Origin of the sequence: Arthrobacter sp. 2YAF22_2, assembly GCF_052114645.1 — a bacterium.
GTDB lineage: Bacteria > Actinomycetota > Actinomycetes > Actinomycetales > Micrococcaceae > Arthrobacter.
This window is the reverse complement of record NZ_JBFRFD010000112.1, coordinates 1-8,414: the sequence shown is the minus strand read 5'-3', so window position 1 is coordinate 8,414 and position 8,414 is coordinate 1. Positions and strand designations below refer to the sequence as shown.

9 protein-coding genes are annotated in these 8,414 nt (G+C 64.4%); all 9 read right to left on the bottom strand.

Features of this window, described 5'->3' with window-relative positions; translation table 11 throughout:
* Positions 1 to 328 (bottom strand): F0F1 ATP synthase subunit gamma (locus AB4Y86_RS06715; RefSeq protein WP_441401234.1); only part of this gene is annotated, 328 nt, incomplete at its 3' end.
* Between the two features lie 75 nt (positions 329 to 403).
* Positions 404 to 2,041: a F0F1 ATP synthase subunit alpha gene (gene atpA, locus AB4Y86_RS06710; protein WP_441401232.1), complete on the bottom strand. Its 1,638-nt coding sequence runs from the start codon at positions 2,039 to 2,041 to the stop codon at positions 404 to 406.
* Positions 2,042 to 2,128: 87 nt separating this feature from the next.
* Positions 2,129 to 2,953: a F0F1 ATP synthase subunit delta gene (locus tag AB4Y86_RS06705; protein ID WP_441401230.1), complete on the bottom strand. Its 825-nt coding sequence runs from the start codon at positions 2,951 to 2,953 to the stop codon at positions 2,129 to 2,131.
* The gene (locus AB4Y86_RS06700; protein ID WP_441401228.1) at positions 2,953 to 3,504 is read right to left on the bottom strand and encodes a F0F1 ATP synthase subunit B; all 552 of its coding nucleotides are present in this window, start codon (positions 3,502 to 3,504) and stop codon (positions 2,953 to 2,955) included. The genes AB4Y86_RS06705 and AB4Y86_RS06700 overlap by 1 nt, the downstream gene beginning before the upstream one ends.
* Before the next feature lie 53 nt (positions 3,505 to 3,557).
* Positions 3,558 to 3,776, bottom strand: coding sequence for an ATP synthase F0 subunit C (gene atpE / locus AB4Y86_RS06695; protein ID WP_211882710.1), 219 nt, complete (start codon positions 3,774 to 3,776; stop codon positions 3,558 to 3,560).
* A gap of 77 nt (positions 3,777 to 3,853) precedes the next feature.
* Entirely contained in the window at positions 3,854 to 4,654 is an 801-nt protein-coding gene (atpB, locus tag AB4Y86_RS06690) for a F0F1 ATP synthase subunit A (RefSeq protein WP_441401226.1), read from the bottom strand.
* A 413-nt stretch (positions 4,655 to 5,067) separates the two neighbouring features.
* Positions 5,068 to 5,553 carry a hypothetical protein gene (locus AB4Y86_RS06685; RefSeq protein WP_441401224.1) on the bottom strand — a complete coding sequence of 162 codons (486 nt, stop codon included), beginning with the start codon at positions 5,551 to 5,553 and terminating at the stop codon, positions 5,068 to 5,070.
* An 81-nt stretch (positions 5,554 to 5,634) separates the two neighbouring features.
* Complete coding sequence (locus AB4Y86_RS06680) at positions 5,635 to 6,660, bottom strand: MraY family glycosyltransferase (RefSeq protein WP_441401222.1); 1,026 nt, start codon at positions 6,658 to 6,660, stop codon at positions 5,635 to 5,637.
* Positions 6,657 to 8,414: polysaccharide biosynthesis protein (locus AB4Y86_RS06675; protein ID WP_441401220.1), on the bottom strand; the 1,758-nt coding region annotated here is incomplete at its 5' end. The genes AB4Y86_RS06675 and AB4Y86_RS06680, both read right to left, overlap by 4 nt.

Sequence of the window (8,414 nt, the reverse complement as noted above, 5' to 3'; positions counted from 1 at the left end):
CCTCAATGAGCAGCTCGGCGAGACCTTCCGCCTGCTTGAGCACGGTGGCCGAGTAGGACCCTGCCAGGCCGCGGTCGGAGGTGATGACCAGGACGGCGGCGCGGCGGATCTGCTCCGGCTCGGTGACCAGCGGGTGGTCGATTTCGCTCTGGCTTGCGACAGCAGAAACGGCGCGCGTGATCGCGTTTGCGTAAGGCAGTGAAGCCGCTACGCGTGCGCGGGCCTTGCCGATGCGCGAGGTAGCGATCAGTTCCATCGCCTTGAAGATCTTGCGCATCGACGTCGTCGAGCTGATCTTCTGGCGGTAGACCCGAATCTGGGCTCCCATACTTATCCTTTCCTAAGATCCCGGTGGCCGGGACTGCCGGAACCCGAGGGGGTCCGGCGGTCCCTGCCAGCGAAACTAGCGCTTCTGCTTGACGATTTTTTCCTGATCGACCTGGTCCTCGCCGATCGCGGCGTGCTCCTCGTGGCCCGCGCCGACCAGGTAGCTGTCGCCCTCGCCGAAGAAGCCCTTCTTGAAGTCCACAATCGCGGTCTTCAGCGCCTCCGCCGTGTCATCGTCCATGACGTTGGTCTGCGCCAGCGTCGTCAGGATCGAGGACTTGTGCTTGAGGTGTTCCAGGAACTCGGTCTCGAAGCGGTTGATGTCTTCAACCGGTACCTCGTCGAGGTAGCCGTTGGTGCCGGCCCAGATGGAGACGACCTGGTTCTCGACCGGGAACGGCGAGTACTGGCCCTGCTTGAGCAGTTCCATCAGGCGGGCGCCACGGGTCAGCTGCTGGCGCGATGCGGCGTCGAGGTCCGACGCGAACATCGCGAAGGCCTGCATGTCGCGGTACTGCGCCAGTTCCAGCTTCAAGGTGCCGGAGACCTTCTTCATCGACTTGACCTGCGCGGCGCCACCGACRCGGGASACRGACACRCCRACGTCRACTGCGGGACGCTGGTTGGCGTTGAAGAGGTCCGACTGCAGGAAGATCTGGCCGTCGGTGATGGAGATGACGTTGGTCGGGATGTAGGCCGACACGTCGTTCGCCTTGGTCTCGATCAGCGGCAGGCCGGTCATCGAGCCCGCGCCCAGCTCGTCGGAGAGCTTGGCACAACGCTCAAGCAGACGGGAGTGCAAGTAGAAGACGTCGCCCGGGTAGGCTTCGCGTCCCGGCGGGCGGCGCAGCAGCAGCGACACGGCACGGTAGGCCTCGGCCTGCTTGGAGAGGTCATCGAACACGATGAGGACGTGCTTGCCGCCGTACATCCAGTGCTGGCCGATGGCCGAGCCGGCGTACGGTGCGAGGTACTTGAAGCCGGCGGGGTCGGACGCGGGGGAAGCCACGATGGTCGTGTACTCCAGGGCGCCGTTGTCCTCCAGCGTCTGGCGGACAGCCGCGATGGTGGACGCCTTCTGGCCGATGGCGACGTAGATGCAGCGCACCTGCTTGTTCACGTCGCCGGAAGCCCAGTTGGCCTTCTGGTTGATGATCGTGTCGATGGCGATAGCCGACTTGCCGGTCTGGCGGTCACCGATGATCAGCTGGCGCTGGCCGCGGCCGATCGGGATCATGGCGTCGATAGCCTTGAGACCGGTCTGCATCGGCTCGTGCACCGACTTGCGCTGGGTCACGCCGGGCGCCTGAAGTTCCAGGGCACGCGTAGTTTCGGCCTTGATGTCGCCGAGGTCGTCGATGGGCTGGCCCAGCGGGTCAACCACGCGGCCGAGGAAGGCATCGCCGACCGGAACGGACAGAACCTGTCCGGTGCGGTGCACTTCCTGGCCTTCTTCGATGCCGGTGAAGTCACCAAGAATGATGACACCGATCTCGCGGACGTCGAGGTTCTGGGCCAGGCCCAGGGTGCCGTCTTCGAAGCGAAGCAGCTCGTTCGCCATGACCGAGGGAAGGCCCTCAACACGGGCGATGCCGTCACCTGCGGTCGTTACACGGCCAACCTCTACGCGCTCCGCGTTTCCGGGTTCGTAGGACGCCGCGAACTCGTTCAACGCATTACGGACGTCGTCGGCGTTGATGGTCAATTCGGCCATCTGCAGTCCCTGCTCTCCTGTTTTCGTGATCATCGTTGCTCACGATGACCGGGGTTTCTTGTCGGTAAGTTGTGCTTGTCCGGCTGACTAGGCAATCTGACGCTGGAGCTGGCCCAGGCGGGCGAGGACCGAAGCGTCAACCACTTCGTCGCCAATCTGGATCCGGATGCCACCGATCAGAGCCGGGTCAACGTTCATGTTGATCTTGAGCTCGCGGCCGTACAGGGCGTTGAGCCCTGTCTGCAGCCGACTGGCCTGGGCCTCCGTCAACGGACGGGTGACACTGACCGTAGCTATCCAGCGCTGCTGGCGCTTGGCTGCCAGCTCGGCAAAACGGCTGACCAGCTTGGTGACCTTGAGCCCGCGGGGCTGCGAAACAGCCTGTCCAATAAGGACTTTCGCTTCCGCGCTTGCACCGGGCACGAGCTTGTCGGCGAGGGCCACCTTGGCGGCCTGGCTCGCCTGCGGCTCGGACAGGGCACGCTGAACCTCGTGGCTGGAATCGACGGCCTGGTTGAAGGAGAACAAATCGTTCTCCAGCGCTTCCAGTCCGGTGATGCCGGAGGCAGAGACTGCCGACTTGTTTTCTGCAACGGCAATTACCACCGAAGCGGCAAGAGTCTCGAGTGCATCGCCGATGTCACGTGCCGACGCCCAGCGTGAACTGGCCAGCCCGCCCGCGATCTCCACAGCTTCAGCGGAAACTTTTCCGCTGAAGAGCTGCTTGACCAGCGCCGACTTTTCGTCACCGCTGCGGGACGGGTCAGTCAGGGCACGGCGCAAACCAGCCGAGCTGTCCACCGTTCCCAGGATTCCGAAGAGTTCCGTAGCCAACTGCAGCGACGCGTTGGGAAGCTTGGCCTCCAACGCGACGAGTGCCGCGGTCAGCGATTCGCTCGATACACCTGCCATTACTTAGCTGCACCTGCGTTCTGGTTCTCCAGATCTGCCAGGAAACGGTCGACCACACGGGCCGAACGCGCATCATCCGTGAGCGCTTCGCCAACGATGCGGCTCGCCAGCGTGGTAGCCAGCGTGCCGACCTCGGCGCGGAGCGACACGACGGCCGCCTGGCGCTCGGATTCGATCTGCGCGTGTGCCTGCGCGGTGATGCGGGCAGACTCAGCAGCTGCCTTCTCCTTCAGATCCGCCAGGATCTGGGCGCCTTCGCCACGGGCTTCTTCGCGGATGCGGTTGGCCTCGGTGCGGGCGTCGGTGAGCTGCTGCTTGTACTCTTCGAGTGCTGCAGAAGCCTCTGCCTGAGCCTTTTCGGCCTTGGCAATGCCGCCTTCAATGGCCTCGGCACGCTCTGCGAAGTTCTTCTCGAACATCGGGACAACATACTTCGTCACGATGAACAGGAGGACAGCAAAGCCTACGAGGACGACAAACATCTCCCAGATGTTGGGAACGAGGGGGTTTGTATCACCCTCGGTGGCGGCTGAGATGATCAGCTGCTTCATATTTCACCCGTCCTTATCTACTCGGTTCTGGATGTTCGCTGGGTTCTGAAGGTTTACTTGAGAACGAACGCGAAGACCAGGCCGAGGATGGCGAGGGCTTCAGTCAGCGCAAGGCCGAGGAATGCGATCGGCTGCAGGACGCGCTGGGCTTCCGGCTGACGTGCCACGCCGTTGATGTAGGCAGCGAACACCAGACCCACACCGATACCACCGCCGATAGCGGAGAGGCCGTAGCCGATGAGGTTGAGGGAGCCGTTGATGGAGCCGTTCATGGTTTTCCTTTCAAGATGCCATCCAGGTGGCAGGTTGTTTGGGTTGCTTCATCCCCAAGGGGAAGTTTGTGGGTGCCTTAGTGGCTGTCGGCGTGCAGTGCGCCTTCGATGTAGATCGCGGTCAGCAGCGTGAAGACGTAGGCCTGCAGCGCCATGATCAGCGCCTCCAGCATGTACATCGCCAGCGAGCCCGCCAGGACCAGCACCGAGGCGCCCTTCAGCAGGACGTTCTCCTGCATCACGAGGAACTCGATGCCGGAACCGGCGATCATTACGATCAGGTGGCCGGCCAGCATGGTGGCGAACAGACGGAGGCTGTGCGTCACGGGCCGGACCAGGAAGTTGGAGATGATCTCGATCGGAATCACGATCGGGAGGATGTAGATCGGTACGCCGCTCGGCACGGTGGCCAGCTTGAAGTACTTCAGGCCGTTCTTCTTGATGCCGATGACGATCCAGGTCACGTAGACGATGCCGGCGAGCACATAGGCGCCGCCGACGTGCGAGAAGCTCGGGAGCTGGATGACCGGGATGGCGCCGTAGATGTTGTTCACCAGGATGAAGAAGAACAGGCTGAACAGCAGCGGGACGTACTTGATGAAGTCTTTGCCGCCGATGATGTCCTTGGCGATGCCGTTGCGGACGAAGCCGTAGGCGGCTTCGCCGGCGTACTGCAGCTTGCCGGGAACGAGCTGCTGCTTACGCGCAGCGATCACGAAGAAGGTGGCGATAATGACGACCGAGAGGATTACCAGCAGCATCTGCTTGGAGAATCCTTCGGCCGCACCCCAGGGCAGAATAGCCGGCAGGTGCAATTGTTCAATTCCAGGAGGAGTGAATTCTCCTGAATCTTGGGCCGGGAGCGCAAGCGCGATCAACGCGTTTCCTCTCTGCAGTGTCCATCATTGGGCGTTGGGCGGGGAGCGGCGACATTCCTGTCAATCATTCCCCCTGTGAAATTTTTTGGCATTACTGTTCCGCGTCCTTGGACGGGCCACCTGCAGCGCCGTCTTCGCCAGTCGAAGTTCGTTGACTGGTGAGGCCGTGCATATGGGAAAGATAGAACCCTCCCGCGGCTCCAAGCAGAGCGCCTGCGAGCACAATCCAGCGGGTTCCCCACAGATTATCCAGACCCCACCCTATCAAACTCCAGACGATGATTCCGCCAACAATGTAGCTAAACACAGCGATTCCGGCGTTGTATCCGCCGTCGTTGCCGTCCTGCGACACGCCGGGAGCACCGCCGGTCCTTCGGGGGGTACGGGATCCGTCATTGGACGCGTTCTTGYGGCTAAACACGAGGGCCGCCTTCCGGGGATTCGGGGTCATTGTAGATTTGCAGCCGCGCCTTGGCAAAGCCGATGATCTCGGCCGCCTGCCAGGCGACCACGCTCACGACGGCGCCGATCAGGAACCAGCGCGCGTGCAGCCAGGCGGGGGCGCCGATGACAAAAAGCACCACAGCAAAGCCGACGACCTTCACGAAGTAGGTGGCGACAAACATGCCGATCGCACCGGAAGGGTTGTTGCGTCCGACGAAGTGGCCGATCGCCAGGCTGATGGCAAAGAACGCCATCACCACTGCGCCGCCGAAAAGGCTCGACAGGGCACCGAAGCCACCGTTGAACACGTAGGCGATGACAGCGGTCACCAGCAGTGCGCCCGCGGCGGCCGCCGAGCTAACCGCCAGCAAGCCCAGCCAGAGCGATTTTGTGGGCCCAGAGGCACCAACGGATCCGGTGCCGGACGTGTGTCCGGACTCGGCGTCGGAGCTCATGGGTATCCCAATCGTCGAAGCTGTCAGGGGCAGGAAGGCGGCGATTGGCCGCCTCTGAATTCTACACGAGATAGAACACGGCTAGGTCACGGGGAGGCGGGTGACCTTGGTCCGGCGCCGGAACCGTCGAATCAGGTCCGGGGACGCGAGGTACAGCCCCAACACGAGGAGGCTGCCAGCCACGCACAGGACGACGGCCGGCAGCGGGGCCGTGGCCGCGATGAAGCCGAAAACGATCACGGCGACAGTGCAGAGCGTGACCACGGCTGCCGATTGCAGATGCGAGAAACCGACGTCCGTGAGCCGCTGGTAGACGTGTTCGCGGTGGGACGCGTACCAGCGCTCCCCCGCCTTGATCCGGCGCAGCAGGGTGTAGCCGGTGTCCGCGGCGTAGACCAGGATCGGCGTGAGCACGTATTCCACATAGACGCCGCTGAAGAACCCCGCGACGGCAAGGGCGGCAATCGAGGCGCCCAGCAGGTAGCTGCCGACATCGCCCAAGAAGACCGAACCCCGGCCCAGGTTCCATGGCAGGAAGCCGAGGAAGGACATGGCCAGCACTGCGCCGCCGGCGGTGAGCCAGGGCTGTTCGGCCAGCACGCCGGCCACCGCATAGGCGCCGCCGGCGGTGACCCCGTGCAGGCCGGAGATCCCGTTGACGCCGTCCATGAAGTTCGCGATGTTGACGTACGCCGCGATGGCCACGGCCGCCAGCGGCAGCCACCAGAACGACTGCGCCGTGAGCACGATGAGCGCTGCGGAGCCGACGGCGCCGATCCCCAACTGGGCTGCTGCCCGGCCGCGGATGGACAGACCGCGCAGATCCTCGATCCAGCCCACGACGGCACACGCGCCGATGATGGTGAGCACGACGGCGAACACGGACCGGTCGACGGTGACGACGCGCAGGAGCACGGCCGCCAGGTAGCCGACGGCGGTGGCCAGCGCGGCGGCGACGCCCATGCCGCGGATGGTCGCCTTCTGGTGCGAGGACCGTGCGGACGGAATGTCCACCACGCCCATCCGGACCAGCCACGGCTTGACCGCCAGGGGAAGCAGCAGGCTGGCCAGCAGGGTGATTCCCGCCACCAGGAACAGCGGAATCATGATGCCACCCGGATCGGTCCGGTTTCGTCGGCCTCGTCGTCGGGGATCTCGGCGATGTTGGCGCCTTGTTCTGCCTCGCAGCGGGCCAGCCAGACGTTGAGGTCCAGCTTGTCCGGGTTCTGCTCGGAAGCGCGGGTGTGCGAAATCTTCGGATGCAGGGGGCGCTGGTCCAATTCGCCGGTTCCCACCAGCTCCTCATGCAGCTTCTCCCCCGGCCGCAGCCCGGTGTAAATGATGTCGACTTTCTTGCCCGACATGGCGATCATCCGCTGGGCCACGTCCAGGATCCTGACCGGCTCCCCCATGTCCAGGATCATGACGTCGCCGCCAGTGCCGATGGCGCCGGCCTGGATCACCAGCTGGCAGGCTTCCGGGATCGTCATGAAGAAGCGGGTCACGTCGGGGTCGGTGACAGTGACGGGTCCGCCGACACGGATCTGCTCGGTGAAGAGCGGCAGCATCGAACCGCGGCTGCCCATCACGTTGCCGAAGCGGACGGAGACGAACTTGCTGGCGGTCTGGCCGGCCATCCAGGCGGTCAGCTTCTCCGCGACGCGCTTGGAGTGGCCGAGGGCGGTGGTGGGGTTGGCCGCTTTGTCGGTGGAGATGTTCACAAAGTGCGACACACCGGACTGCTGGGCGGCGCGGAGCACGTTCAGCGTGCCGCAGACGTTGGTCTTCCAGGCCTCGACCGGGTACTGCTGGAGCAGCGGTGCGTGTTTCAAGGCGGCCGCATGGAACACCACTTCCGGGCGCCGGTCCTCGAAGATGTCCAGCAGGGCCTCGCCGTCGCGGATGTTGGCCAGCACGGTATCCCGGCCGGCCAGCAGGCCGCGGCCGGTGATGGAGATCTGGGTGTGCTGCAGGCCGGTCTCGTCGTGGTCCAGCATGATCAGTTCCGCGGGTGCGAACTGCACGATCTGGCGGCAGAGTTCCGAGCCGATCGAGCCACCTGCCCCGGTCACCAGCACCCGCTTGTCCTTGATGTAGCCGGCAATTTCGTCGACCTTGATGTCCACGGGCCGCCGGCCGATCAGGTCTTCGACCGCCACGTCGCGGAAATCGGAGAAGCCGTCGGGTGCGCCGCCGCCCAGCATGTCCCGCAGCGGCGGCAGYACCAGCACCCGGATGTTCAGGCCGGCCACGGCGTCCGAGATGCGGCGGACCACGGGGGCTTCGACGTGGGCGAACGCCAGCACCAGGACCGTGGCGCGGGTTCGGCGGATGATCGCTGGGAGGTCGTCTCCGCGGCCGAGGACCTGGACGCCGGAGAGCCTCAGGTGTTTCTTGGCCGGGTCGTCATCGATCAGGCCGACCGGGAAGTACGGGGACTCCGGATCCTGCAGCATCCGGGTGAGCAGCGAATTGCCCAGGAATCCCGCGCCGTAGATCAGCGTGTTCTGCGCCTCGTCGCCTGGCCGGGTCCTGCCTTCGACGTAGAGCCGCTTGGCGTAGCGGGCCGCGCCCATGAAGAGGCAGGCAAAGGGGAAAGCGATCAAGCCCACGCTGCGGCCGATGTTGATGGCCTCGTAAAGCACCAGCAGGCTCGCGGTAATTGAGGCGGCCACGATCACGGTGACGAAGACGAGTGCCCGGGCCTCCTGGAAGCTGCCGAACGGGTAGCGTCCCCGGTACAGGGCCAGGGCATAGCCGGCGAGTATCTGGGCGACGACGGCGATCGCGGCGATGACGAAGGCGCCGGCGAACTGTTCCGCCCGGATCCCCATCTCGTAGCGCAGCAGCAAGGCCAGGAC

Coding starts and splice junctions, on each gene's coding strand:
- AB4Y86_RS06705 (WP_441401230.1), bottom strand. CDS start 2,953: ATGGCAGGTGTATCGAGCGAATCGCTGACCGCGGCACTCGTCGCGTTG.
- AB4Y86_RS06700 (WP_441401228.1), bottom strand. CDS start 3,504: ATGAAGCAGCTGATCATCTCAGCCGCCACCGAGGGTGATACAAACCCC.
- atpE (WP_211882710.1), bottom strand. CDS start 3,776: ATGAACGGCTCCATCAACGGCTCCCTCAACCTCATCGGCTACGGCCTC.
- AB4Y86_RS06685 (WP_441401224.1), bottom strand. CDS start 5,553: ATGAGCTCCGACGCCGAGTCCGGACACACGTCCGGCACCGGATCCGTT.
- AB4Y86_RS06680 (WP_441401222.1), bottom strand. CDS start 6,660: ATGATTCCGCTGTTCCTGGTGGCGGGAATCACCCTGCTGGCCAGCCTG.